General features: G+C 58.8%; 16 protein-coding genes. All 16 read right to left on the bottom strand.

Annotated features, from left to right (window positions below):
* Window positions 1–40 precede the first annotated feature (40 nt).
* The gene (locus VB780_RS00080; protein ID WP_323349096.1) at window positions 41–1,567 is read right to left on the bottom strand and encodes a bifunctional DNA primase/polymerase; all 1,527 of its coding nucleotides are present in this window, start codon (window positions 1,565–1,567) and stop codon (window positions 41–43) included.
* Window positions 1,539–1,841 carry a hypothetical protein gene (locus tag VB780_RS00075; RefSeq protein WP_323349095.1) on the bottom strand — a complete coding sequence of 101 codons (303 nt, stop codon included), beginning with the start codon at window positions 1,839–1,841 and terminating at the stop codon, window positions 1,539–1,541. The genes VB780_RS00080 and VB780_RS00075 overlap by 29 nt, the downstream gene beginning before the upstream one ends.
* Window positions 1,838–8,527, bottom strand: a complete 6,690-nt coding sequence (locus tag VB780_RS00070; protein ID WP_323349094.1) for a strawberry notch C-terminal domain-containing protein — start codon at window positions 8,525–8,527, stop codon at window positions 1,838–1,840. The genes VB780_RS00075 and VB780_RS00070 overlap by 4 nt, the downstream gene beginning before the upstream one ends.
* Window positions 8,528–8,529: 2 nt before the next feature.
* Window positions 8,530–10,101, bottom strand: a complete 1,572-nt coding sequence (locus VB780_RS00065) for a hypothetical protein (protein WP_323349093.1) — start codon at window positions 10,099–10,101, stop codon at window positions 8,530–8,532.
* Window positions 10,089–10,487 (bottom strand): hypothetical protein, encoded by a 399-nt coding sequence (locus tag VB780_RS00060; protein ID WP_323349092.1) that lies wholly within the window; start codon window positions 10,485–10,487, stop codon window positions 10,089–10,091. Before VB780_RS00060 ends, VB780_RS00065 begins: the two co-directional genes overlap by 13 nt.
* A gap of 11 nt (window positions 10,488–10,498) precedes the next feature.
* A complete protein-coding gene (locus tag VB780_RS00055; RefSeq protein WP_323349091.1) occupies window positions 10,499–12,229 on the bottom strand; it encodes a type IV secretory system conjugative DNA transfer family protein in 1,731 nt (576 codons plus the stop codon).
* Window positions 12,229–12,747, bottom strand: coding sequence for a hypothetical protein (locus tag VB780_RS00050; RefSeq protein ID WP_323349090.1), 519 nt, complete (start codon window positions 12,745–12,747; stop codon window positions 12,229–12,231). Before VB780_RS00050 ends, VB780_RS00055 begins: the two co-directional genes overlap by 1 nt.
* A gap of 11 nt (window positions 12,748–12,758) precedes the next feature.
* Entirely contained in the window at window positions 12,759–14,426 is a 1,668-nt protein-coding gene (locus VB780_RS00045) for a M23 family metallopeptidase (protein ID WP_323349089.1), read from the bottom strand.
* A gap of 64 nt (window positions 14,427–14,490) precedes the next feature.
* Complete coding sequence (locus VB780_RS00040) at window positions 14,491–15,219, bottom strand: hypothetical protein (protein WP_323349088.1); 729 nt, start codon at window positions 15,217–15,219, stop codon at window positions 14,491–14,493.
* Window positions 15,216–16,694 carry a TrbI/VirB10 family protein gene (locus VB780_RS00035; RefSeq protein ID WP_323349087.1) on the bottom strand — a complete coding sequence of 493 codons (1,479 nt, stop codon included), beginning with the start codon at window positions 16,692–16,694 and terminating at the stop codon, window positions 15,216–15,218. Before VB780_RS00035 ends, VB780_RS00040 begins: the two co-directional genes overlap by 4 nt.
* The gene (locus VB780_RS00030; RefSeq protein WP_323349086.1) at window positions 16,694–17,428 is read right to left on the bottom strand and encodes a hypothetical protein; all 735 of its coding nucleotides are present in this window, start codon (window positions 17,426–17,428) and stop codon (window positions 16,694–16,696) included. The genes VB780_RS00035 and VB780_RS00030 overlap by 1 nt, the downstream gene beginning before the upstream one ends.
* A 41-nt stretch (window positions 17,429–17,469) precedes the next feature.
* Complete coding sequence (locus tag VB780_RS00025; RefSeq protein ID WP_323349085.1) at window positions 17,470–18,570, bottom strand: hypothetical protein; 1,101 nt, start codon at window positions 18,568–18,570, stop codon at window positions 17,470–17,472.
* Window positions 18,571–18,610: 40 nt separating this feature from the next.
* Window positions 18,611–19,333 (bottom strand): hypothetical protein, encoded by a 723-nt coding sequence (locus VB780_RS00020; protein WP_323349084.1) that lies wholly within the window; start codon window positions 19,331–19,333, stop codon window positions 18,611–18,613.
* Window positions 19,330–22,143, bottom strand: a complete 2,814-nt coding sequence (locus VB780_RS00015) for a hypothetical protein (RefSeq protein ID WP_323349083.1) — start codon at window positions 22,141–22,143, stop codon at window positions 19,330–19,332. Before VB780_RS00015 ends, VB780_RS00020 begins: the two co-directional genes overlap by 4 nt.
* Complete coding sequence (locus tag VB780_RS00010; RefSeq protein WP_193963226.1) at window positions 22,073–22,426, bottom strand: hypothetical protein; 354 nt, start codon at window positions 22,424–22,426, stop codon at window positions 22,073–22,075. Before VB780_RS00010 ends, VB780_RS00015 begins: the two co-directional genes overlap by 71 nt.
* 151 nt (window positions 22,427–22,577) lie before the next feature.
* Window positions 22,578–23,839, bottom strand: a 1,262-nt coding sequence (locus tag VB780_RS00005) for a group II intron reverse transcriptase (RefSeq protein ID WP_323349082.1), incomplete at its 5' end; no start/stop codon positions are given.

Raw genomic sequence — 23,839 nt, 5'->3', positions numbered from 1 at the left:
CAGACGTTCATGGCCTGATTAACCAAGCAATAATGCAGACTCAGCGCTCCTGACTTTGGCGAGAAATCGCTGGAGCCGTTGCACAATGGCGATGGCGTTGCTGAATCCGCAACATCTCAGCCTGAAACCGCTTCAGATCAACCACAGTCAAGTTTTCCAAGGTGATAGTATGACCCTGGGCCTGCAAAATAGCGCCCCGGCTAAGGGCCTCTATAGTCAGCTGCGCCCCCTCGGCAGCTATTCGATAAATTTGCCCCTGCACCCAAACTTTGGGATCTGCCGCTGAGCGCTCACCAGTCACCTTCCCTCGCTCTGTCTGATAGGCGTGGGCCAAGATACTCCAGGCCTGGCGTACAAACGTTTGAATCTGATCCGCTGAAATTGCAGGATTATGGACTGATGGAGCCTGGACAACTGCGTTTTGCTTCTTTTGAGGTTTGCCCCCGGTCAGAACGTGATGGTTCTCCCTAGCTATAGCCTGGATAGACTGCTTCATATTGCTAGGGCACAGCTCTTTATACACCTGCCGGTCTAACTTCCACACACGCTTCCAAGCGCTGGTCTCCCCCCCCGCAAAAACCGTCGCCGGAGCGCAACTGGCCGGATCAGGAATGCTCTCCATAATTCGCTCCACCCGCTCATCGTCAAGACCTAACGCAGCCCCTGCTGCTCGCGCTAGATCTTCCGCTTTGCCGCTAATTGGCACCTGGTTCTGGGCAGCCCAGTTCTCCCAGCCATAGAACTCTCGCAGGGCATAGGTCAGCGAGTGCGATCGCGATTCCAACGGACTATCCCCATGCAACACTGCCTGGGCCTTCGCTGCGGCTAGATCCTCCAGCCGCAAGACTCCTGGTTGGGCTGGCTGAGCTTGAATGTGGGGTCGAGACTGACGGGAAGGGCTCTGCTCCCGGCGACAACTCACCGGATACAGCCCGATCGAATCCAACCGCTCCACCCACACCGGCGGTACCCGCTGCATATTGGCATAGGCTTTGCCACTTGGGCCAATCGTGGGAGCCAGCACCGTGAAGCGCCCCTGGCCCAGAGCCTCCCCCATGTGCTGTCCACCCACCCCATCCAGCGAGAAATTGGTAAACGTCTTTTCGTGAGCCTGCACTGCCAGCCGCCAGCCGCCGCTGTGAGTGCGCTCGGTAAAAGTTTGCTGTAAGAGCGGGTACTGGCCCAGCCAATCGGTGATCCGCTGGTCGCAGGTCTGCTGCGACTCAAACTGCTTCACATCCACATCAATCCAAACAATATTATGCCAGCCGCCCAGGGTGCCAATGCCGTTGTCAGGGTGGGCAAACCAGGTCTGAAGCTCTGCCTGAGTCGGCATCCGATTTTGATACTGGGTATGCCTGATGAGATGGGGAATTCCACGGCTGTCCACATAGCTAGGATTCTTGCCGGTAAAGGCAGGCACCAGAGCCCCGTCTTTGTCGCGCTTCAGGCTGCCATCCCCGTTTCGGGCTGGGTAGCGCGTCGGGTCTTGGGCTGGGGCAACGGGCAGCGGTGGCAGTCCTTGATCCCGGAGCCAATCAAACGTGGCGCGAAGGGCTGGGTTCATCGGCATGGCCTGCTGGGGTTTGAAAGATCCATTCCATGGGGTGGACAGCACCTGTGACCAGTTCCAGACGGTTGACTGTGAGCTGCTGATTCACCAGGGCATAGACCAATACCCCATCCCAAAACATTTCCAGGCGATCGGGTTTGCGCTCTGCCGTCCACTCCACATCGAGCTGCATTTCGCTGCCCTCCACATGCACGGCCTTTTGCCCATCGCACAAAATCATGATGGACTGGGGGCGGTAGTCGGCGGGCAAGGGGGCCAAGGTCATCATCGTTCAAGTCCTGCTGAGGTCGGGGTGGGAACACGGTCTGATTCTAGGCGCTGCACAAATCGCTGAAATCGCTGACAGTCTTCAGCCGTCACCACCGTGCGCTGAATTTTCCCCTGGGCGATTTCCAAAATGGTCTGGGGTTGAGGCGTCACCCGGCGGACGGTCAGCCGGTCGGCGGTCTGCTTCAGTTCATAGACTTTGCCGCGAAACTGGGTGTGAGGGCCTCGGGTCTGCCCGATCACCGACAGGATTTTTTTAGAAGCCTGGGCCACGTATTCTCCCCGCTGCTGTAACGCCTGATATTGAACCAGGTCTTGAGCCATCGCCTGCTGTAGGTTTGGCGCGAGGCCAAACCCGTTACCATTAGCCTGTTTGGCTGAGAGGCCCAACTGCTTGATCTGTTCCAGGTGTAACGGATCATGGCCCAAGTCGCGGGCCGCGCGGTACCAGTCCCGCAAAGTCTCTAAAGCTGGCCCTGGCAAGGGTTCTGATGCTTCGGGCGCAGCATCGTTGGCCTGTTGCCCCTGGTCAGCTACCGCTGGAACCGTGGGGCAAGATAAAGGGGGTGTCGGCGGATCTACGGCCACTTCTGACAATGGCGCGGTTGGCTGATGGTCTTCCACTGGAGCAGTCCAGGCTGGATCGGCAGCATGGCTCTCCCGATGGCCATTTTGGTGCGCCCCGTTGAACGGGGCGAGGTCAAATAGGCTTTGTACCCGGAATTCAGGTTCTTCAACCGCTGCTGCTGAAGCCTGGGGCGGGGGAATGGGTTCAACAGGAATTGGGGCAGGTTCTTCTAGGGTTGGTTCGGTCGGCTGGTGGGGGTGAAGGGCGATCGCCCCCTCTCCCTCCGCAATCACCACCTCCCCCTGCCGGGTCAACCTGTCCAAGTACTTATGCAAACTCCCCACCGGGAACCCTGCCACTCGTACCCGTCCGAGTTCCTTCACCCCAGACTCCATGCTGGTGCCAATCATTTCCAGATGCTCGATCAAGGGCTGAGCCCCGTCGAAAAACGCCTCATAGAATCGCTGATCTGATGACTGCACCAGCACGATCGCATCGGGATACTGCTCTTTCACCGCCAGATACTGCCGCATATCACTCGGCATCCGCGATCGCTCATCCTCCGGTTCCTGCGGGGATACTATCTCTACTTCGGGTGCTAACTGCGCCTGAAGCTGAGCCTTAGCCGCCTCAGCAAACCCCTGCTGCACAATGTTCTTGGAGAAAATCTGGGCAAAGGCGCGATCGGGCAGCCGCGACTCCCCACCCCGCAGACTCTGCACCGCCGTCTCCTTAAACTCGATGTGACCCTCGCCCCGCACCCGAAACACCATCTCCGAGTCGATGAACATATCCCCGTTCTGAGTCAGGTAATGGGTCAGGTACAGCTCATCCCCCTGTCGCTCCACCACCAGCGGAATGAAGGGCTCATTCTCAATCCGCTGGTGAAAGTCTTGAGACGTCATGACGTCCTGCTCAATCCCGGCATTCCTCAAAAACCGCAAAATTCGCTTCTCCAGTTGGCCCATCAGAGGCCGATTGGGTGCAGATGGGGACACTGGATTCTCTGCGGTTGAGACAGCAGGCCTTTCCACGGTTGGCTCTGGCCTGGGTTGACTTACAGCAGGTGCCACTGCCTGAGAAACAACCGGGGGCTTTACCTCCTGTATCTCCACCTTCTCTAGCGTGGGCAGCGACACCCCCATCAACTGCCGCGCCACCTCCTTAAACTCAAACGCCGCCAGCGTATAGTTCCGCTGCTGCATCACCACCCCCAGCACCCGCTCCAGCCGTTCTGGGGGAATGACGACTTCCATGCGATCGGCGACCGAATAAAAATCCGACCCCGCCGCCGCAATCAAGTCTTCATCTAGGTAGTACCGCCCACCCGACTCCTTCGACTTCGGCGCTTGCAGAATGAACCCCTCCCCCGCCTGCTGCGGCTTCAGCAGCAGCAACTCATCGAGGGTCTTCACCGTCCCCTGCCAGTTGGTCAACTCTGTGAGGAACCGAAACACCTGCTGCGGCTCCTTAAACGCCACCGGCTCCTTGGTCAGCTCCGACTCAATATCAAAGCCCTTGGGCATGATCAGCCCCTGGCAGACCTCGCCTCGGTAGTCGGTGTAGTTCACCAATTTCCCGTTGGAATACTTCTCAAACGCCTTGATCAGGTTGCCGGTGAAGATCTGGCGGTTGACCCGCCCCGCCTCCTGCTGCATATCGAACAAGGAATAAACGCTATTGCCAAACCAGTCCTCCGTTTGAACCGTGGCATCGAGCGAGCCGCTCCGCCCTGTGTTGAACTTCGACAACGGCACCGTAATTTGCCGAGCGGAATCGGCCACTAAAATCCTGATCTTCCAGCGGTTTGGTGCGGATGGACTCCCAGATCGCTTCTTGGCATCTGCCCCCGCCACTACCCCATAGAGAATGGTCTTGCTGGCAGGCGTCACCAACCGCAGCGGTGTGCCCGGCACGAAAGTTTCTAGCACGCTAGAGACATGCGTGAGCTGCTGCTCAATGCGATCGTTCAGCTTTTCAATCGCCTTGCTGTCTTGCTTTTGGGCGATCGCTGCCTGCCGATACTGGGTTGTTTCTGCCTCTAACCGAGTAATTGTCGCCGCTACCTGCTGCCTGGCCTGCGCGGCTACAGCGTCCGGGTCGTGATCTTCCAACGACCTCACCTCCGCCAACCCCACTGACTCCCGTACTACATTGATCGCCTGAAGCTGGGTTAGCGGCTTACTCTCACTCTTAGCCTCCACCAGCTCCAGATACACAGGCCCCGTGAACTCGCTGGCCGTTTCGCTGTCATCGGCCATCACCTCCATCCGCGCCAGTGGCCTGGCGTCCAAATCCAGCTGATCTGCCTCTAGAATGTTCTCTCCCATCGCCCTCGCCTGATCCACCAGGTCACAGTACTCCGACTCAATCAGGCTGTAGACGGCTTCTTGTTCGGCAACAGGCAGCAGCGGAATCCGACCCGTCACCCTCTTGATCAGGGCAATATCTGAGGCATCGTTTTCGGCCTTGGCAGCTGGGAAATCCAGCTTGGCATTGAGTTCTGGGTCATCCGCCAACAGCTCCGTCACCACCTGCTCACCGTAGGGATTCATAAAATCCACCACGGTGTTAAGGGAAATATCCGTCTCCCGTGCTGCCGTCGTGTTGGCATTCAGGCTGGCCATCTTGCGACATAGGATCGCCCCCGGTCGTTTTTCAGCCGGAAGATCCCCCATCAATAAGGTATAGTTCGGCAAGGCCACCTGCCCGGTGCGATGCACCCGTCCCAGCATCTGCATAAACACATTGATGTCCCGCTCCGCCTGGGCCACAATCATGTGTCGAGGCCGCTGGTCGGCAAACTTCTCCGAGGCGTGCAGCGAGATGCCGGTCGAGCCCGAGCAGTTGAGCAGAATGACGTCCGCATCTCCGGCGTTGAACCGGGCCACCGCATCGATCCTACCCTTGGCGGTGGTTTCCTCCCCTAGCCGCACCTTGTAAGCCATAGTGCCATCGGCCCCATACTCAATACCCGCCGTTCGCCCGGTGACTTCGGTAACCTGGTAGCCAGAGCGCTCTAGCTGCTGCTCGATGTAGTCAATCGGGCTAATGGGAATGCCACTGAAGTCGGACTCGCGAATGCAGTCCAAGGCTTCTTCGTAGGCCAGAACGGCATCGCCGCCGAGTTGGTCATCACTGAGTCGCAGCCGGGTGGAGTGGCCCCGGTAGTCAGTCACCACCACGTCCCTGGATCGCTCCAGATACCGTTCTAGCAGATCCCCAAAGGAGAGGCTCATCGCATCTCCAGGTCTCAAATCCTGGGATTCCGCATAGGCCTCGATGAAGCTGCCCATGGTGTTGGCCACCGTAATCACGGGCTTTTCACCTCGGTTCAGGGCCGCAATGGCTTCCTCCACCGTCGCATCCGCCTTTTGGGCCAACAATCCCTGTTCAATGCAGTTGTGCATCAGCGAGGTAAAGTTGGTACTCCTGGCTCCTACCTCGCCAATCGCCCCATCTTCTCCTAAGGCTTTTGCCTCCGCCTTCGCCTCATTACTGATCGCCTTCACCGCCTTCTGCTTCGCCCGGTCAAAATCCTTAATCGCCCGCATCGCTGCCGAGAAGTCGTCGGCCACCTCCCGATCCACCGGCACGGTTTTAGCCTGAAACGAAATCCCCTCATAGGAGCGCTCCCGCCGCAGCATCTGCCCCGAGGCGACAAACTTACTGGCGACAATCTGCTGAAGCGGCACCCCTCCACGGGTCAAGATATTCTCTAGCGCTGTCATACTGCTGACGCCCAACCGCAGGTCGGTGCGCCGGGCATACAAATCCATCACATCGGCCCGCTTGGCGTAGGTCGCCGAGGAATAAAACACCCCCGACGACAGGTCAATCAACTCCCGCACAAAGTCGGCCCGGTTGGGTGGCCCGGCTTCCTTCCATCCGCCCTTGCTACCCCCTGCCTGATGGGCCTCATCGAGGATCAAGATGGCGTTGGGAGCCATCCGTCTTAGGAACGTGCGCCGCAGCGGTTCCTTTTTCCCTACGGTCTGAAGCTGACTGTAGGTGGTAAACACCGCACTGTAGCGGCCCAGATTCCCCCGCTGAATCATCCCCTGCATTTCCGCCTTCTGCTTAGCGGCCCCAGCCGTCTTCAACGCCGCGCCATTGGCCAGCGGAATCTCAGTGCCGCTATCGGTAATAAACGGCGTAAACCGCCGCATCCCAATGTCCCCCACATCCCGCATCATATCGGCATAGAGCGGTTTGTCCTTGGTGATGAACAGGGCAATCTTCCCCTGCTGCTGGGCGTAGCGCATAATGCTGGCGCAGATGCGGCCCTTGCCGATGCCGGTCTGGTCACCCGTGATGAACCCGGCCCCCTGCTCGATATTGCTGATCGCCAGAGCGGAAGCATCCACCTGCTCAGCGCTGAAGTACTGATGCAGCTCCGCCACAGAACCATAGCCCAGGCGGGTAGCCAGGTACTCGTCAATGTCGCCGTGGTGGTGCTCGAATCGCTCCAGCGCCTGCTGAGCTGCACTGGCCATATTGAAGGGAATCAGGGTATGGGTTGAAAACCCTTTGCTTTTGGGCACATAGGCCACCTGCCGAGGCTGGACATCATACGTGTCTGCCGACGGAGCCACAGCCTCGCCGGTTGAAAGAGGAGTATTCATGGTGATTTCCGAGTGAGGTTCTATAGGCTCAGTTCGGCCAGCCACGTCTCTAGCGTGGTCTCGTCGTGGAGGCTCAGCCAGTCCAGGTAATCCGGATAGCTGGGGGTTACGGGCGTTACCGGAAAGATCCCCCCGTAATAGCCCAGTCGTTCCTGAAACCGCCAGTTGCTCCGAATCAAGGTCTCTGCCCACTGCTGCCGCCAATACTCCATGGCGAAGTCTGGGTCGTCGTCCGGCTCCAGGATCGGAATCTCCTGAGCCCAGTCCAATTCGCTGAGGGTGGTGGCCAGCCCTTGTTGCGTCTCGATTTGGGAGGTTTCCGAGACGGAGTCCTGAATCATTCTGTCCAACCGAGTTTGAATCAGCTGCTGGTAAGTCGATTTGCTCAGCTGCTCTAGCGCTGGTGGCACCTTGACAATGAATAGCGTTCCCAGGCCCTCCAGCGTCCAGAGGTTGGGAAAGCTGGGGTACTGGCTGCTCATGAACGGGTATGTCCAGCGAGATACGGGCGTGGTGGATAGGTTCATGGGAAATCAACTCCTTGAGTTCAGCAAACGACTTGTAGATAACCGGGACATCAGCGGCAGGTAACGGGCGTTCCGACCGGCCTCGGCCTTCAATCACAATCAGATCAATCGGAAAACCCGCGCCCTGCTTGCGGTACAGGTCGCCCCAAATGGAAATGTGCTGGGTAACGGCGTACTGCTGATACAGGGCATAGAAGAAGCCTCGACTTTCCAGGGTGTTGTAGCGCTCAGACCGCTGCTCTTCGTCTACGCCCAGCTTGCCACCCAGGATCAGAACGGCGCGACCATCGTCTTTCATCACCCCTAGAGCTTGAAACGAGATCGCCTGATCAATCTGAGTCGTCCCTCGCAGGTTACCGGGCAACCTGAACCGTTTACGCTGCCCGTGTGCATCTCGCACCGCCCCAAAGGGTGGGTTAGCAATCACCACATCGTGCAGGCGTTCGGGCTGGTACTCTGCCGAATCCCACTCCGTGACGCGGTACCCCTGAGCCCGCAAGTCAGCGGCGCGATCTGGATTGAGTTCATTGACGGTGACCTGGATGGGGTCAGTTCCCACCAGCAATGCGCCATGGCCAGCCGAGGGTTCGTAGACGGTGGTGTCTGGGTTAATGCCCGCCAGGGTAGAGGCCAAAAACGCGATGGGAATCGGCGTGCTGTAGGCCTGCTGCAACACGCTGGTGGAGGAACGAACATTCAGGGCTGGCTGGCGATCATGTAGGTCGATCAGCCGATCATAGGTGTCGTGAGTTGTCGCCGAGGTTTGAAGGATCCCCTGGGCCGCTCGCACCACTGCCCCCTCCACCGCTTCATCCACCTGCTTCGCCAGCGCCGTGCCAGGATTGACGGGCGTGCCCAACACCAGCGCCGCCTGTTGCCGGGCGGCGGTAATCGTCGTAAACCCTTCACCCCCCAGGAAATGGGAAGTGAAATGGTTCACCAGCTGCTGTTGGGCATCCTTTGCCATTCCTACTCACCCATGGCCATGCCGACGGCGCGGCTGCGTTGTCGGCTGTTCAGGGGCGTCACTGTCGCCGGTTGGTACCGCTGTAAATCCTGGCTGAGTTCCCGGTCGATAAAGCGGAAGTAAGCTACATCTTTAGATGTCAAAGCAGACTTGATTTTGCCGTTGTCAATGCTGAGAATCTGACCCCGCTCACCCGCTTGAATTTTCAGGCTGTTGGGGGTTTCTTCAATCCGGTACTGGCTGCCCCCTTGAAAGACCCGCTTGCCCTGCACGTTGGGGCGACTGCCGGTGACATCAAGCAGTTTGCGGGCGGTTTTCGCCAGAGCTAGGGCAGTGAGATCGCGGGTGATGCCCATGTCCCCGGCTGGCGCAAGGTTGCCCAGCTGCCGCACCCGCATGGGGGGCTCGGCGGACAGACCATTAATCCCCTGAATCTGGATTTGCTGGCGGGCTTTCATGAAGTCGGCCTCTTGGGAGGCCACCATGTCGTTTTTGAGGATGTCTAGCCCCCAGCGGGTTTTGCGGGCCGTCATCAGTTCAATGCCTTCGCGGTCTGAGACAGTGACCATGCGGCCCTTAGAGCTGACCACGTAGTTCTCAGCCACATAGAAGCCTCGACCAGGGCTGTAGGCGGTACCGTACTTTTGGAGCAAGTCCACCGCTGTGGAGGCGACTTGCCGACTGCGGATATTTGCAGCCAGAGCCACCACCCGTTCGGTCAACTGCTGGGACGAGCGCTGCATCACCCGAGTGGTCTGCTGCATCCATTTCTGGGTAGCTTTTTCCACCACCTGCTGGTTCTGGCGCTCCATCACGTTGAGGATGGAGACCACCTTGGGTGAGGCCATGGCCAGGGGCTGAGCTGCAACTCGGGTGGGTGCAGGCTGACTTGAAGATGGTTGTTGCTCTGGCACTACAGCCGTCACAAGGGCCGGAATGTCCTTGGCTGTGGAAACCTCGGGTTCTGCTTCCGACTTGACCGGGGACAAAGGCGGTGAGATTGGGGCAACAGTCTCGTCTGCCCGTTGCGGAGCCAGATCTCTTGGCCCTTGGACGACAGCAGGATGAGATTTTTCCGCCGGGTTAGCCGGGTCAGGCTCTAGGCGGTTGGTCTCAACCGCCCCCTTGCTCATCCGATAAACCAGCTCATCTCCGGCCTTGATATTGATCGTCCCTTTGGCTCCAGTGGTCGCTTCAGCGCCCACCTGCGGAGGCGCATCTACCGCCGCCTGGAGCAGCTTCAGCGTATTGGCATTGAGCTTATTGACAGGGTCCTTATCGGCATAGCCTTCGCGGTAGACAATCTCGCGGCCCATCTTGATTTCAATGGGCTCGGCGATGGCTTGGGGCAAATCCACGGCCTCCCCAGGCTGAGCATCCTGTGCTTCAGTTTCCGGGTCTTGCTCCTTCTGCCGAGCCGCCTGTAGCCGCTCGCGCAGCATCTGGATAAAGGCCTGTACGGCCTCGGCAGTCGATTGAGCCGTGGCCGCTGCCATTTCGCTAGAGGCCAGGGTAGTGTGAGCATAATCCTGCTCGATTTGTTTCGCTTCTCCGGGGTTCACTACGGCTTGCATGGTTCCTCCTTTAGGGGGTCTAGACTTTCCAAATCCATCAGAGGCATGATTGTGATGCGGTTAATCACCTCCAGACCTTGAACCGAAAAGTAGGCGGTGTCGCCATCGATCAACCACTCCACTAGGGTTGGCGTATAGTCAATATCCACATCGGCGCACTGGGCCTGAATCCGCCCATCTCGCCAGTGAAATACCGTCACATCGTCGTAGAGCAACTCAATCTCGCGGGGCACATAGTCAGCGCCTAAGGGCTGCTGATCTAGCACCAACGCCAGATCAGCAGCAATGTTGGGGTAAGCCAACAGAGCGGTGACCGTATCCACAGGCAGCTTCGCCCGCAGAGTTTGGGCCAGCATGAGATCGGGGGATTGAATCGTTGTTGTCATGGGGGTTTCTCCTAAAGCAAACTGCTGTATTTATCGATCAATCCAGCGGGGTCAGGGTAGGCCGGGTTGACCGGGGCCTGGGGCTCCGGCAGCATGGCTTCCACCATCTGTCGTCGCTTTTCTAAATCAGCGGCAGTGGGCATCCGCTGGGGACTGCGGCGCACCAGTCGAGCATGGATTTTGGCCCACAGAGCTTCGCTGCTCTCGCTGGCCTGCACATCGGCTTTGGGAATCTTGATCGCCTGCTGGATGGGGATAGCGGCTTCCCCTCGGGAGGTAAAGCCGGGGTTGATCAAGATGCATTTGCCCGGCGGCAGGCGCAGAAACTGGCTGGGTTCAAACAGCTTGCGGGTGCGCTCCTGGTCAGAAATGGTGGTACTGGATTTGCCGCCGCCGCGATTGCGCGACTTTTGCTTGTGCTGGATTTCTTCGTCCCCCAGGAAGTCGGAGAACGTGCGGGCCGCTTCGTATTCTTGGGGGTTGAAGACCGCTTTAGTAGCGCAGGCCCCCAGGATGGCGCGGGCCAGTTCGCGACCGTAAGTTTTCTCTAGCTGAACCAGGTTTTGGAAACCGAGAATGACCGCCAGCCCGTCCTCTCGGTTTTCGTTGAGCCACTGCACCAGGGTGGGTAAGTAAAGAGTAGGCAATTCGTCAATGGCGACAATTAGCGGATCTTGCCGACGCTGGGCCACATTGCGGGTGACTAGCATATGCAGCACCGTGGCTACCAGCGGCCCCACCACGTCCCGCCGTTCCCGATCCATCCCCAGAATCAGCAGCTGCTTGCCGGTTAAAACGAGAGGGATGGAGGTTTGACCGCAGAACGCCCCCAAAACCCCTTCTTTCATAAAGCGGGTAAAGGTCTCGCTGGCGCTGCCCACAATGCCGCTGGCGGTTTTCTCGGCATCCTTGACCCCAATCAACTGGTTGAAAGACACCCGAATCCAGCTGTTCATACCGTGAGCCGCTGCCACCCGGTTGCCCAGGTTGGTCAGCCCGAGCACCGCCTGGGCGGTCATGATGTCGGGATACTGGGTGGACTTGGCCAGCATCAGCAGGGCCTCTGTCAGCTGATCGCCTGCTGCGGCAAAGAAGCCATCCTCGCTGCTCTGGGTCATCAGCCGAAAGTTTTTGTTCAGTACCGTAGCAATTTGCCGCGCCATCTCGGCATCGGACTCGCTGCGGAGGAAGTCGATGGGGTTGCACACCTCAGACTCGGGAAAGCCGGGGGCCAGCACTCGCACGTCGTAACCCAGCTTGGCGGCGTAGGCGGCATGGCGAGCACTTTGGGTTGGGTACTTAAAGTCGTACATGGCTACCGGTAGCCCCTGGTCTAGAGCCGAGCGAATCAGCGGATCGATGACGCTAAAGGTTTTGCCGGAGCCTGGCCCACCACAAACGGCAATGCCCCGCTGGAGATCGGGCAGGTATAGAGACCGAGCATCTTGCTTGCGGGTGGGCTGGCCGATGTAGAGGGAAACCGCGTTGCGTTTGCGCTCCTGAATCTGTCGCACCGCTCGTTTGCGGGCGGCAGATTTCTCGGGGCTTCCACCAAAGCGGCTGGTGGCGAGCTTCCCTTTCTTGCCTTGGCTCATCATGGAGAAGGCGGCAATCAGTACCACGCAGCCGAGCAGGGTGAGCCCTTGGCGAGACTGGAGTGAGGTCACCAGCTGAGAGATTGACTGAGTAGAGGTGGAATCCACCTGACCCAGAATTGAGGGTTGTTCGGTGTAGTAACGCATCAGCGCAGCACCTCATAGCTATTGGGGGGTAGCTCAATACCCAGCTGCTCCAGTGCCCAGAGGTATTCTTCAGGAAACTGGCTGCGGGTACCGTCGGGGGCTGCCGTCAGATACTCGGTTAACTGCTGCTGATAGGCGTCGCGCCCACCCTGTTCTTGCAGCACTTGGGTGTAGCGCTGAAGGGCCAACTCGCGGGCCAAGTTTAGGGGGATGTAGTGACTGAGCACCGGGTCATCCTCCGGCAGCAGAGACTGGCAGGCGGCTTGAGTGTCCAGGTAAATCAACACTTCCTGGTAGGTCTCGCCTTCACCAACCCCGATTAGGAGATAGCGCCCAGTGGTTGTCTCTGCCAGGCCCCAGAGTTTTGTGGTCTGGGTCTGAGGGGGCAGGCAGTCGTAGACCGCTTCTGGAATGGGGTCTGACGCCCGAGCCAGATTGAGGCCCACAACGGAGATTAAGCCAACGAGCAGGAGGCAGAGGCCTGCTAAACCAGCGAAGATAGTACGGTTAAGTCTCATCGCTACACTCCTTAACTGAGATAGTTCATGGGGTTCTGGGGCTGGCCGTTCTGGCGCACCTCAAAGTGCAAATGCGGCCCCGTTGACCAGCCGGTGCTGTTGGCGCGACCGACCGGATCGCCTTGGGCGATGATGTCGCCCGCTTTCACAAAAAAGCCTTGTAGATGGGCGTAGTAGCTCTCTACACCATTGCCGTGGTTGACGATGACGAGCCTGCCGTAGCCGCTGGTGAGGGAGCCGCTGATGCCTGCGAAGGTGACCTGTCCGCCGTCAGCCGCTCGAATGATGGTGCCGGTGGGAGTACCAAAATCGGTGCCACTGTGGAGACGGCGATCGCCGTGAATCGGGTGCGTGCGATAGCCAAAACTACTGGTGGCTCCATAGCCCGGTGCCGGGTGAATGAATCGTCCAGTGGCAGTTCCTGGAGATCCTGAACCTCTGGCCGTAGGCGCTGGCATAGGTCTGGATTCTCCGGTCTGCGGGTCGATTCCTTTGGCCGCCGCAACGTCCGCTGAATCGGTGCTCGAAAGACCTTCCTTGATTTGACCCAAGAAGACCATGCCCTCCTCCTGCACCGGCAGCCAGGGAATGGGGCCGATGAAGTAGGGGGTGCAACCCAGGTCCACAAACAGGTTGCGAACGCACATGCGGAAATACAGCCCGGTTTCAGCGGTGCCGGAGGCCTCATCGGTGTCTAACACCGCCACCTTGAACGCATTGCCAAAGGGATGGCGACCAGTAGGTTCAACCCCACCGTTGGCGGCGGCCAATGCTCCCCGCCCGCCGCGCACCTGCTGGTACTTGCCGGAGACCCACTGGGTGCCTTCCACCAGGGTGGGCTGTCCGATTTCCAGGTGAGCGCAGTCAGCCTCACAGGGCACATTGAACCCCTCCACATAGCTGCCGCTGATGGTGTTGGTGCGGTTGCCTTCCGCCGCGCCAAACACCACATCCACCTGGCCCACCACCACGCCCTGCTCCACGATGGGGTTGGGAAAGTTGGCGAAAGGGACATCAGCGAGGCCAGGCACCTGGCCGATAACGGACTGCTGCCAGTCGCGGAAACTTTCTAGTGGAGCCTCAATCAACCCTGGAATATCCGCTAGTCCGTACTGCTCCAGGTCGAGGTCTCCTAGACTGAGCGACGCCAGGGCCTCATCTTGGAGTACCTCGGCGATCGCGGTTTGCGGATCGACTTCTCCCTTGAGCAGGTCAGCGATCGGGGCTACAGACTCCACCGGGCGGTTGGCTAAATCCGGCAGCGCCTGCACCAAATCCCCCAGGGTTTGCCAGGCCACTAGGGCAAAATCCGCTAGCCGTAGGGCAGGCCAATCCAGCCCCACCAGAGCCGCAATCTCATACAGCGAGAACTGCTGAAGCTGAAAGCTCTCCTGAAAATCGCCCAGCTGCATGTACTGATCAGCGGTTTGACCGGCCTGCCAGACCCGCGATGGGTCGTAGCCCAAGAGACGGATCAAATCGGCTGGAGCCTCAAACGAGCCCGACTCCAGCACCGCTGGCAGGCTGCGTAGGGTAATCTGCACCCAATCAGGCTTGGTGCCTAAAATCTGATCCTGAATGACAGGCACTGGCGAACCTGGCTGGAGGCTAGAGTGGGCCGGTTGCACCCGCCAGCCGTGGAGGCAGATCGCCAAAATTAAAACAAGAATCCCGATCACAGGCCGCCATGGCCGCCTGCGCCTAAACGAATATAGGGTCATGGCTTTAACCTGAGTGAAGAAACTAGAGAGCGGTAGAGTTCAAAGGCGGGTCATCGCGGGCACTGGCCCCCCACTCCGCCAGGCGGGTGATCAGCTCAGGGGAAACCCCTGCTTGCTCGGCAGCGGCAGGCACGGCGAGGCCACCCTGGGCCAACCGCAGAAAAGTCTGTAGCCGGTTCCACAAGTCCTGATCGGGGGCGATCAGTCCTCTGGCTTCAGCTACCTGAAGCCCTCGGCGCACATCCCCTGGCCCCAGTAGCGGATGGATGGGGGAGGTGGGATTAACCACGACGGTGTGGTAGTCGGGCTCGCCCGTACCGAAGGCAATGCGGAATTCGTAGAGGCGGCGATTGCCCCCAGCCGTCTCGGTGATCACCGTCAGCAGTGTGCCGCTGGCCCTGGGCAGATTCTCGAAGGACAGCCCTTGAACCCGTCTCAGATGCACGACGGAAGGCCGCCCAGAGATACAGCCTGAGTCCGCAACGGTAGGGCAGAGCGGCTGATCAAAATCGAGGGCCACTCGGGATGGGTCATCGATCCACACCCGCACGATGCTTTCGTTCGTTGGAATAAAGCTCAGGTTGGTGCCATAGCCGGGCCACAGGTGGATGACCGGGGACTGGCTGCCGGTTAATCCTTGGGCATGGCTGGCAGAAACGGAATAGGCTGACTGGGCCTGGGCGGGTTGACGGGAAATCACCGCTAGAGAAAGCGCCCCAACCAGAATCCAGGGAGTCCAAGGTGTTTTCATAGCGCCACCGTTTGATTCACGTACACGTCGACCTCAGCGCCGGTTGGCAAATACCAGACGACAGGGCGATTCAAGATTTCATCCAGTGCCGCCTGATTTCGTGCTTCCATCTGCCCCGAGAGCTGCTCAAACGCGCCTTCGAGAATCCCGGCTAGAAGATTGGGCTCTCCGGTGTCTTGGGTAATCGCGCTACCTCCAACAGATGTGATGACCGAGGAGGTTTTGGGCCGGTTCACTAGCCCTGCTGCCCGAGATAACCCGGCCATGGCCGCCATCGTGGCATCCATCCGAGCGATATCCATTCCTGGGTCGTCATACTTCTGAGCGATCAGGGGGATGCCCTCCACCCCTCGCAGTTGAATGGCTCCAGCGGACAGCGGGATTTCTTGCCCAGCCTGAATGAATGAGACCACCGCCAGCTGCACCAGGCCGCTGTCCGCCACCGATGTCACCTGTACCACTAGCGACGTGTCTGCTGGTAAGCCGATCTCTTCGTCGGCAGTCAGTAGGGGTTCCGTCAACTGCACCACGAACTGAGGGCTTTCTGTCTCTGCCGCCCAGATCAAGGGCGTTTCCAGTACAGCTGGGGCTTGGGTGCCGGTCAGCAGCAGGGGCGATGTCGGGGGCAATGCCACTGGCTGGCCCTGAAGAATGGCCGCTTCTTCGGCATGGTTAATGTCACGGGATGGGGGTGGTGTGCTGACTTGAGCCACTGACGCGGGGACTGGCGTTGAAGCCGCCGTGACTAGCGGTGCAGAGGTTTCCTGCGGTAAGGGACTGCCCTGTCCGTAGCTCCCCAAATGGGACAGCGCTAGCCATCGTTCCGTTGGATCGACGACGAGTTGGGATACCGGTTGGGACACGACTGGACGGGCTGAAACCGCAGGGGAAACGGGAATTGGTCGAGGCGGTAGCGGTGCTGGGGTAGGTCGCGCCGCCACGGGTTGGGGCGGTCGTGACGGGGGTGGAGGAGCCGGAGAAAATTCAGGGGTTTCTCTGGCCGTTGGCGCTTCCGGTTGAGCCGCAGGCTCTTCATTGGCCAGAGCTTCCAGTTCGGCTTGCTGACGCCCCATTGCTAAATCGGTCAGCAGCTGTCCCCGGTCATCGGTAGAACTCAGATCCTCTTCCTCGACCATAGGTTCTGGAAAATCGGCTTGCACCTCTTCAGCCGGTGGAGAGTCGTTTTTCATCACCCCGCTGGTGAAGACGGCTAAGACTCCAATCACCAGACCCGTTCCAGCGGCGACAACGCCCAGCTTGGTGAAGGGGTTAGCCGCCAGAGATAACTTGGGCTTGCGAGCAGTTAAAGCCTGCCCGTCAATATCCTCAGCATCCAGAAGGGGTTCGGACTCCACAGTGGTAGCGGGTGCAACTGGAGAAGCATCCTGTGCTTCGGTAGCGGCAGGTTCTGGTAGATGGAGACCGACCAGGTCAGCCATCTCTTGGTCATCCCACAGGTTGTTGGGTGTCGTCATTACAAGTCCTCCCGTTCAAGTTCGCGGATGGCATAGATTTGCAGGCCGGTTTGGCGAATGCTGTAGATGGCCTGCTCTAGAGGGGTTTCGCCATCGGGCACGGCTGGCGCGGTGACGGCTTCTACAAACACCTCCCGGTTAAAGGGAATCGCCTGCCCCAGGGCATTGGCGTCGTTAAAGACATAGAGATGGGCCACCACCGCCACCTTCCAGCGACCCTCTCCAACCACCTCAGGGCTGCCGACATGGTTGATCACCATCACCACTTGACTGGTGCCCGTGAATACCCCCGGTGGCGTCAGTTCAGCCACCCGCTTCAGAAAGTCCTGGCGGAAGTCTTCGGAAAAGGCAAAGCTGGCCTGCCAACTGGCGGTGGCAATATTGCGTCTGCCCCGTTCCACCTCAATCGGTAGGCCAGGGTCGGCCCTGGGCTGACTGGCCTCTTCCGCCGTGGTGGCAGGCAGGCTGCCGCTCCAGTTGAACATCAGCACCAGGGTGTCATTGACAAAGCGCCGGATCGTCTCTGGGGTACGCTCCCGGGAGCCCATGGTGCCGACTCGAATCGCCTGCCCGTCCTGCATTTGCACTAGCGTAGGGGCATCCTGTCGGCTGAGACGGCTCAGGGCACCGGCTTGAAGAAACAAGACCACCAGCATCACCAGCTGTAACCCCACGCTGCCCAAGACAAACAGGGGTAGGTAGTTGGTGTTGCGTTTCTCAATCAACTGCACCATGGGACATGTCCTAATGAGTGAGGTCAGCGACAAGAGTGAGGTCAGCGACGCACGCGGTAGGCCCGCCGCCTGGCCGAGTAGCCAGGGGCACGAGCGATGCCACCCATAGCACCCGTCCCCGCGATTACCCCAGCAGTACTGGTCAGGGCTCCAAAAACCGTCATGCCACCGCCCGACGCCAAAGCCAGAGAGAGAATGGGAGCTAGCAGGCCCAGAAAGAAGGGGGCAATCAGCGGGTGGGAATCCCCGGCATTCAACACCGCCAAGGAAACCAAGCCCGAGAGGATGTTGAAGCTGAGCTTGGCAATCGCTAAGGAAAAGAACCCTGTGAGCCAGGCGAACAGTGGTTTAGCTCCCACTGGCAACAACGAGCCGCCCACGGCAAGCGGCCCCAGGGTGGCGGTCAGCAACAGCGAAGCTTCAATTAGCCACTGAAAGGCGATGTGCAGCGCCATCAACAGGCCTCTTGTCACGGTCTGAAAGCCTGAACCCATCAACGCTCCCCCAAACCGCAGGCCCGAGTCGAGGGGATTGTCCCCGGCCTGAGCCGCCTCCAACGCACGGGACAGGGCATTGGGATTGCCGGTTCTAGCGCGGTAGTCCTCGATAAATTCGCGGGCTTCAATCGCCGCCAGCTCGATGCAATTTGCCCGCTCTTCCGGGTTTTGCAGCTCATAGCACTGGTTGCGGCGTTGGATGATGGTCTGCTCCACCGAACCTTCCAGGACAGCCGCCTGATAGGCCTCTTGCAGGCGGATATCGGCAGCGGTGTAGGACAGGACGTCCTGGTTGACCTGGTTGATGTAGTTGCGGATGTCTAAAGTAATAGCTGCTAGGCGATCGCCGTTGTTAGAGAGCAGCACAATCACCAGCAGCGGCCAGATGAAATCAGCGTAGGCGCGGCTGCTTTCCCCTTCCACCATTTGCCGCGTCCACTGGGTCATAAACAGGAGCAGGGTAGCGACGGCGAACAAGACCCCGACCCGAGCCAGGGCAAAGTAAAGCCCCCCCTGAAGCACGCTCTCCCAGAGCTGGTTCCAGCTTTCGGCCACGGCTTCAGACGCGACACCGCCGCCCTCAATGATGTCGGCAGTGTCGCGGGGTAACTGGGCAATGGGTGAGATGGGCCAATTCAGCAGCATGGGGCTTCACATCCAAGTTGACGTCATGACGAACAGACGTCTAGAACAAACGGGCCTGAGCGCTAATTTGCAGGGTATCGAGGGCATTGCCCAATTCTTGGAGGCGACGGGCACGGGCCTCTTGATCTAGGTTTTGCGACATGTTGGACAGGTTGAGGTTGGTCAACTGAGCGTCCTGGCGAGATTGCAGCAGTTCTGCCTGCACCGCCCCCAAAATCTCTGACTGCCGCGCGTTTTGCTGGGCCATCTGCTTGATCGCCGCCTGGGTAGACACAGCCGTCTGGGCTGAGTCAGCGTGCTGCTGCACCTGGCCGATGGTGTCTTCAATCCAGGTAATCTTGTCGCGGGTGGCGGCTTGTCCACCCTGGCCCAGCACCGCATCGACCTGGGCGCGGGTGAGCTGCCGGTCTACTTCGTTGGCTGTTTCAAGGCCTGCATAGATGCTGTCGGACTGGGCTAAATCGCCCTCCAGGATGGTTGCCAGTTCCGTCGAGATTTCAGAACGTACCCGATTGGGGTCAACCAGGCCCAGATCGCCCAGGGCGTTTTGGATCACGCCCTCTAGATCGCCGGGCAGCGGCGTGAGCAGTCCAGAGAGGGTTTGCTCGATGTAGGTTTTGCTGGTCTCAAAGGCCTGGCGGAAAATGCCGAAGATGTCGGTGAAGGTGGTGTCCACCTGTGAGGCGGCGGCAGGTCTGATCGGTGCCACCAGCAGGGTGGCGGCCAAGATGGGAATGAGGGCAACGCGAAGACGCGGGTTCATGAATGACCTCCAGTGGTTAAGGAGTTGAAAGAAGATAGGGGAACTTCGGGATGGGGATTGCGCTCGGCAAACCAGCGCTCGGTAATCACCGAGAGGGGTTCTCCAGACTGAATCGAGAGCACCAGCAGCCGGGCAAACTCCGCCAGGCCGGTGAAACTATCGGGGGCATGGCGTAGCACCAAGTCTCGGGTCGTCTGCTCATCGGGGTTATTGGCCACCGCAGCGAGCTGGGCAAAGGCGGGATAGTAGCGGCAGTAGGTGTAGAGGCCGTTGTTGTCCAGCAGCCACTGGCTGTAAATGCCCTCCCGCTTGGGAAAGAAGCTCTCGCTGGCATTGCGGCTGATGACGGTCTTGGGATATTTGAGAATGCGCTCAAAGCTGTCCACCGCCATGGGCTGAATGCGACCAATTAGGCGAGTAGTCAGGTTTTGAAAGATCTTGGCGCTGGCGGGCGATTTATGCACCGTGTCAGGATCTTGAGCCGAGATGATCACCCGAATTCCGGCCTTGGCTCCGTTGGCGCAGAGTCGGCCAATCAGGGCTCCAATTTCGTCAAACTCGAACAGAATCGGGGCTTCATCGATAAAGAAAATAGAGGCCGGGGCTTCTAGGGCTCGCCTCAGGGCAGCGGCATAAGCGGAAAGAGCCAGCACAGCGGCATCTTCTTCGTTAGATAGATTCCGCAGGGCAAAGACCAGCAGTTGGGCATCGGTCGGAAAGCTGGAGGGAGCCGAGATCGCCCGCCCCACCCGGCTGGAGAGCCAGAACCTGAGCCGTAGATCGATCATGTCCAGAGCCTTCGCGATATTGCCGCCCACCTGGTTGAGATCCAGCTGTTCGGGTGTGCAGAAGTCGAGGAAGTCAGCCAGGGTAGGCATTTGCGCCCAGGCTGCTGAACCCAAGCGTCCTTCCATCGCCTCCAGATAGCGTCGCTGAATCGGGGCATCGGCGAAGAAGGCATTGAGGGCCAGCACCAAAATTGAGCGAATGGTCTGGGTCATCACCGAGCTATTGGCCCCCGAGCCCACAATCATGGTCAGCAGCGCGGACTCCAGAAATGACTGAAAGTCATCGAGGCGTTCTTTGCGCTCGTCACCCGGCAGGTGACGGAGATCTGGCAGCTCAAACAGGTTGTTGGACTCGCGGGAGATGTCGAAGTAGGCCCCACCCACCAGCTGGGTGTAGTCGGTGAAGGTCGAGGAGCCATCGGGCTTAGGGAAATCGAGCGCCACCACTGGGAAGCGGTGGGCTAGGGCTTGAGTCAGAATGCCGGAGACCAGTACCGATTTCCCAGCTCGGGTGGTGGCAAACAGGCCCAGGTTCTGGTGCTGGTTGAACAAATCCAGGTGGATTGGCTGGCCCCCTTCTTCAGCAATCAGCTCAAAGCCACTCCTGTCGCAGGGCTGGGTCACTACCAAGGGCATCAGCCCCGGTGCTTCGCCGGTCAGGTAGAGCTGCCGTCGTCCAAAGGGAGTTGCCATCAGCGCTTCCCAGACAATGGGCAGGGTCTGAAGCCACACCTTCCAGGCGTAGTCTTGCTCACGCTCTACCCAGGCCGGACGGCGAAAGCAGCTTTGGATATAGCGGCAAGCTTCATCCAGCTGCTCCAGATCCGGTCGATGCACCAGGAATACAACAGCCGTGTGGATCGGCAGGGCACCCTCAAAGAGTTCTTCCTGGGCCTCAATCGAGCGCTTCATCTTCAGCTCAGCGGCCACATCCACCGAGTGGCTGTCTTCAGCCAAAGTAGCCGTCAGGTTCGACTGCTTCAGCATCCGCTGCACAGTGGTTTTCACCAGGGTTTCGTTGGCCCGAGTTAGCTGGCAGAAGATTTCGGTATCAGCGACCGTCTCGCGGGAGAGGATCTCCCACAGGTAGCGCAGTTGGGCTGCTTCACTGGCCCAGCCTCCCGGTTTTTCCAAGAAGGTAAGAGGAGCTGCATGCTGGCCCTTGACCTTGACCCAGGTTTTTCCGGCAGTGGGTACCCCCGCCCGAGTCAGCAGTGTGGTGCTGTGAATGTCGGAGTTGACTTGCTCGTGGAGGCCGTCTCCATCCAGGATGATTAGCTGAGGGATGTCGATGGGGTCACTGGCGTTAAAGCGGTTCCACAGCAGGCTCCACAGATCCGATTCGCCCAAAGGTTTGACCGAAAGACCCATCTTGGTTGAAAGCACCTGCTCCCAGAGCAAAAAGCCGTCGGTAAATGCCTTGGTAATCACCGTTTGCAGCCGCTGGTTTTTGGCCTGGCGCAGCTCACCCGTAAACGACTTCCACAGGGTTTCGCCTCTGCTGATCACCTTCTCAATAATGTCCTGGGCTCCTTCGGCACCGCTCTGGACGGTGTAGGTAACGTACAGCCGCAGAAACTTGGGTTTGCGCAGGCCTTGTTGGGTGAGTTGTTGGACTCGGGCGCGTTCAGCGGTGAGCAGGAACTTGAGAGCCTGATTGGGGGCAGTTTGGGTAAGCTGGGCTAGATCCTGCTGACGATCGCAGTCCGCCGAAAACGACCCCAGATGAATCGTCAGTCGCTCACCGTTGGGCAAATCCTTGAGCCCCGATTCCAGCTGGTCAAAGACGATCTCCACCTGTTCATCGGTCAGGGTATTGTGAATGCCCCGGCAGTCAAAGCCAAACACAAAGCAGAGGTGCTCGCGGTTCTTGCCCTTTGTGAGGACGTAAGCTCCAACCTGCCGCCCCCGCAGCTCGATCCGCACCATGGCGGCGAGGTTGAGCGCATCTTCAAAGGGCGTCAACGTGCTGACGAACTGGCTGCCGAGCTTGAGTCGGTGTTTGCCGATGGTCTGTTTCATCGTGAGTAAACCTTAGATATCGGGCATAGCCGCGACTCCAGGTGGGAGTCGGCACAAATTTTGCGGTGAACTTCCAGCTCTGCCCCCCGGTGAGAATCCACCAGGTAGACATGCCCCAGGCGGCAATGAATCCAATCGAAATCCAGCTGAGGCTGAACCCTCGACCCAGTAGATAGGACGCCCCCGTGATGCAGAACCAGGGAATGATTTGGTCTGCTGGAATGGGGCCTAACCGGGGTTGCGCCCCCAGGATGGTGTTAACGGGACGAAATTGAGATGCCATAAGCCGCTACTGGTGCTGAAAGGACGGTGTAGAGCTGCACCCTCGATCTGAATGGCCGCACGGCGACAACTAGCCGGTGATTAGCGTCGTCAGCACATCGCCAGCGGTGACGGCAATGATGATAATTAGCGGTGTGCGGGCAATAGTTTGGTTAGAGTCGAACATCGGATCGCTCCAATGAACTCTCTTTCAAAACCGGACGTGAGAGTTTCCCCTCATCCGGCTCCTCAATGAACTGACTCGGCCCAAAGAAAGCTGAGCACGACCCATCCGTTGCCGTTTTGAGATCATGGCAGTGGCCATGAAGCAACTGGAGATTGTCAAAGGTCTCTTGACCGCCCAGCGATAACGGCTGGATGTGGTCAACCTCGACCAGGTCATGGAACGTGATGTGAAGTCCGCAGAACGCACACTTACCCCCTTGCTTCTGGAGCAGCCGGGCAACCCGAGGGGAGATGCCGGGATAGCGCCCCATTCGCCGTGACCAATAAGCCCAATCCCCGTCATAGGGGGACTTCTGGTTCTTCAGAGTCGTGTAGACGGCGGTACGGTGCCGGAGATGACGGGTTAGCTCCACGTCCTTGGCAGCAAACGTCCAGCGTCCTTTAGTTCTGATTTGCCAGTACTTTTCGGCCACTTTTCTGGCTCCTTGTCCGGTGCAGCGGTTCACTGCCCAGGCGCGGAGCTTTTGGTAAGTGAGGAAGTCGGCTTTAGCCAGTTGGGAGCGAGCATTGAAGTAGCCAAAGTAGGTCGCCCATCCCCGAATCACAGGATTCAGGGCATGGATTAATGCCGCTTGCGGCGCGTGGCTATACTGCTTGATGATCTCTCCCACGGCGGCCATGTGCCGTTTGAGGCTGTCCTGACTGGGGGTGACAAAGAGCTTGAATCCTAGGGAGCGACTGACGGCACCACTCCGGTAGTTCCCTTGCATCACGCGGGAAGCGCGATGCTGGCCTACCAAATGTTGTTGAAAGTGGTACCCCAGGAAATCGAATCCCACATTCCCCTCAACCGGAGTCAAGGTGTGGGTGATTCGCGTCTTCTCCGGATGAATAACCAGCCCCATGTCTTGCAGCCAGGTCGTTAACGCCTCAAGGCAACCCTGAATGACGCTCAGGTCTTCATGCAGAACGACAAAGTCATCAGCATATCGAACCAGTTTTGGGGACAGAATATCGCGGCATTTCCCGTCAATCGTCCGGTGATGCCGGGGATATTGCTGCTTGAGATAAGCCTCCATGCCATGCAACGCAATGTTGGCTAGCAAGGGAGAAATGACACCACCTTGAGGCGTTCCGCGTTCCGTGGGGAACCAGTTTGCCCCTTCAATTACCCCCGCTGAGAGCCAGGCTTTAATCTGACGCCTCAGGCTGGGAAAGGTGTCGAGCTTATCCAACAACTTGCTCTGAT

It is taken from the genome of Leptolyngbya sp. CCNP1308 (genome assembly GCF_034932455.1).
Lineage (GTDB): Bacteria > Cyanobacteriota > Cyanobacteriia > Phormidesmidales > Phormidesmidaceae > Nodosilinea.
The sequence above is the reverse complement of the archived record's forward strand: the minus strand, read 5'-3'. Positions and strand labels throughout refer to the sequence as shown.

Bases quoted from the DNA above. Each gene is read 5' to 3' on its own strand.
- VB780_RS00080 (WP_323349096.1), bottom strand. From the start codon at position 1,567: ATGAACCCAGCCCTTCGCGCCACGTTTGATTGGCTCCGGGATCAAGGA.
- VB780_RS00075 (WP_323349095.1), bottom strand. From the start codon at position 1,841: ATGATGACCTTGGCCCCCTTGCCCGCCGACTACCGCCCCCAGTCCATC.
- VB780_RS00070 (WP_323349094.1), bottom strand. From the start codon at position 8,527: ATGGCAAAGGATGCCCAACAGCAGCTGGTGAACCATTTCACTTCCCAT.
- VB780_RS00065 (WP_323349093.1), bottom strand. From the start codon at position 10,101: ATGCAAGCCGTAGTGAACCCCGGAGAAGCGAAACAAATCGAGCAGGAT.
- VB780_RS00060 (WP_323349092.1), bottom strand. From the start codon at position 10,487: ATGACAACAACGATTCAATCCCCCGATCTCATGCTGGCCCAAACTCTG.
- VB780_RS00055 (WP_323349091.1), bottom strand. From the start codon at position 12,229: ATGCGTTACTACACCGAACAACCCTCAATTCTGGGTCAGGTGGATTCC.
- VB780_RS00050 (WP_323349090.1), bottom strand. From the start codon at position 12,747: ATGAGACTTAACCGTACTATCTTCGCTGGTTTAGCAGGCCTCTGCCTC.
- VB780_RS00040 (WP_323349088.1), bottom strand. From the start codon at position 15,219: ATGAAAACACCTTGGACTCCCTGGATTCTGGTTGGGGCGCTTTCTCTA.
- VB780_RS00035 (WP_323349087.1), bottom strand. From the start codon at position 16,694: ATGACGACACCCAACAACCTGTGGGATGACCAAGAGATGGCTGACCTG.
- VB780_RS00030 (WP_323349086.1), bottom strand. From the start codon at position 17,428: ATGGTGCAGTTGATTGAGAAACGCAACACCAACTACCTACCCCTGTTT.
- VB780_RS00025 (WP_323349085.1), bottom strand. From the start codon at position 18,570: ATGCTGCTGAATTGGCCCATCTCACCCATTGCCCAGTTACCCCGCGAC.
- VB780_RS00020 (WP_323349084.1), bottom strand. From the start codon at position 19,333: ATGAACCCGCGTCTTCGCGTTGCCCTCATTCCCATCTTGGCCGCCACC.
- VB780_RS00015 (WP_323349083.1), bottom strand. From the start codon at position 22,143: ATGAAACAGACCATCGGCAAACACCGACTCAAGCTCGGCAGCCAGTTC.
- VB780_RS00010 (WP_193963226.1), bottom strand. From the start codon at position 22,426: ATGGCATCTCAATTTCGTCCCGTTAACACCATCCTGGGGGCGCAACCC.